Raw genomic sequence first — 1,592 nt, forward strand, 5'->3', positions numbered from 1 at the left:
AAAAAACAAGAAACTCGGTCCGGACCGTTTTGGGATATGGCGGTGAAGCGGTCCGACCGAGCCCACCGGAACTCCTCGCAAGTAAAGCATACCACCGGTGGGCCGGTCAAATCAAGCCGCAGCCGCCGGTGGAATGGGTGAAAAAGCAAAGAAATTCCGCGAAAACCCTTCATGAAGCCGTTGTTAGCCGGGAAAACGGCTCCCGCCTCATCCTCTCTCCTTCCGAGCACGCCCAATTGCTTCACGGTCAGGACAAGGCCCGCGGCTACGTGTTCGTGGCCTACGTGGAGGGTGGCAGGTGGCGCGAGCAGGCGGTGAAGGTTACCGACATCCCCTGCGTGGTTGAAGAGTTCGCGGGCAGGGCGGACGTTTACCTCACCCAGAACCGCTTTTACGGCTGCAAAAGGCGCATAGTGTGGCTTGGGCAGCTCGGAGCGAACTTCATAGACCTCGACTACCACAAGACGGAGTACGCCGGCCACAATCCTTACACCGTCCTAGAGAGGGCTTTCGACATCCTGATGGAGAGGCAAATCCCGCCCCCCACCTTCGTCGTCTTCTCGGGGAGGGGCTTGCAGCTCGTCTGGTTGCACACACCCGTACCCAGGAAGGCTTTGCCGCGCTGGAACGCGGTGCAGGCCGAGCTTTGTGCATCTTTAGAGGAGCTCGGTGCGGACTACGCGGCCCGCGACGCCACCCGGGTCTTGAGGCTGGTGGACACCGTCAACAGCCGCTGTGGCAAGCGCGTGTTTGGGGAGGTAATCTCCGGCCACATCTGGTCCTTTGATCGGTTAGCTGACGAGGTTCTGCCCTTGACCCGGGCGGAGGTACACGACCTCAGGATCCGCCGCGCGCTTAAAGGCAAGAGGGTGGTGGTACCGCCCGGAGACTTCAGCGCCGCCACCCTGTGGGAGGCCAGGCTTTCCGACCTCATGAAGCTTCTGGAGCTGAGGGGTCAGAAGCAGCTCCCGCCCGGGCAGAGGGATTGCTGGCTCTTCCTTGCGGGTGTGGCCATGTCCTGGCTGGCGGTCTCCTTCGAGTCTTACTACCGGGAGCTCGTCACCCTGGCCAGCATGGTGGGGAGCTGGACAGAAAGAGAGTCGAGGCAGCGCTTCCACGCGCTTTACAAGCGCTTGAGGATGTACTTTGCCGGGCAGAAGGTCGAGTACAACGGGATGCTTATTGATCCCCGGTACCGGTTCCGGAACGAGACCATAATCGAGTGGCTGAAGATAACGCCCGAGGAGCAGAGGCAGCTCAGCACCATATGGTCGGAGGAGGTGAGGCGGGAAAAGGACCGCCGGCAGCACGAGGAGGCCCGCAGGGAGGTGGGGATGATGCCGAGAGAAGAATATCTTGCCTGGGCTGAGGAAAAGGAGCAAGAAGCTCGAAAGCTCCGGGAACAGGGCCTGAGTGTTAGGGAGATAGCGGAGCTTATGGGGCTTTCCGAAAGGCATGTTCGCAGGCTGCTTGATGACCAGAATTGACTTTGTACCCAACTTGTCCTCAGTAGATCTCAATTTTTTGGTTTTGTGGGTGACATGTCTGTCCCGTTGTATGGTGGCGTAAGCCGCCGAAGGCTATAGGGGGGG

The 1,592-nt window shown here is 59.9% G+C and carries 1 protein-coding gene; it reads left to right on the plus strand.

Annotation, left to right across the window (positions count from 1 at the left end):
- Positions 1–137 precede the first annotated feature (137 nt).
- Positions 138–1,487 (plus strand): helix-turn-helix domain-containing protein, encoded by a 1,350-nt coding sequence (locus DXX99_RS10940; RefSeq protein WP_115793502.1) that lies wholly within the window; start codon positions 138–140, stop codon positions 1,485–1,487.
- Positions 1,488–1,592 lie beyond the last annotated feature (105 nt).

This window comes from Ammonifex thiophilus, assembly GCF_003368535.1.
Taxonomy (GTDB): Bacteria; Bacillota; Desulfotomaculia; order Desulfotomaculales; family Ammonificaceae; genus Ammonifex; species Ammonifex thiophilus.